The organism is Sphaerisporangium melleum (genome assembly GCF_014646695.1).
Classification (GTDB): Bacteria; Actinomycetota; Actinomycetes; order Streptosporangiales; family Streptosporangiaceae; genus Sphaerisporangium; species Sphaerisporangium melleum.
In genome coordinates this window covers 1,045-1,367 of record NZ_BMNT01000123.1, presented here as the reverse complement: position 1 = coordinate 1,367, position 323 = coordinate 1,045, and the positions used below count along the sequence as shown (strand labels likewise).

General features: G+C 54.2%; 1 rRNA gene (running past one end of the window). It reads left to right on the top strand.

The annotated features are described in order from the left end of the window. A 23S ribosomal RNA gene (locus IEY93_RS37425) occupies positions 1-323 on the top strand; its annotated part runs 1,044 nt beyond the window's last position; the annotation flags it as partial.

Genomic DNA, 323 nt, shown 5'->3' with positions numbered 1-323 from the left:
CAGTGATAAATCGGTGGGGTAGTCGAAGTTTCTGGGAAGTTGCGCCGTAGACCGTGAGAGCCGGGTAGGCGAAATTCTGCCGACTGTTTGAGGGGATCCCAAGTAGCACGGGGCTCGAGGAATCCTGTGTGAATCTGCCAGGACCACCTGGTAAGCCTAAATACTCCCTGATGACCGATAGTGAACAAGTACCGTGAGGGAAAGGTGAAAAGCGCCCCGGTGAGGGGTCGTGAAATAGTACCTGAAACCGTGTGCCTACAAGCCGTAGGAGCGTAGACGGGGCTTGCCTTGTCTGTGATGTGACTGCGTGCCTTTTGAAGAAT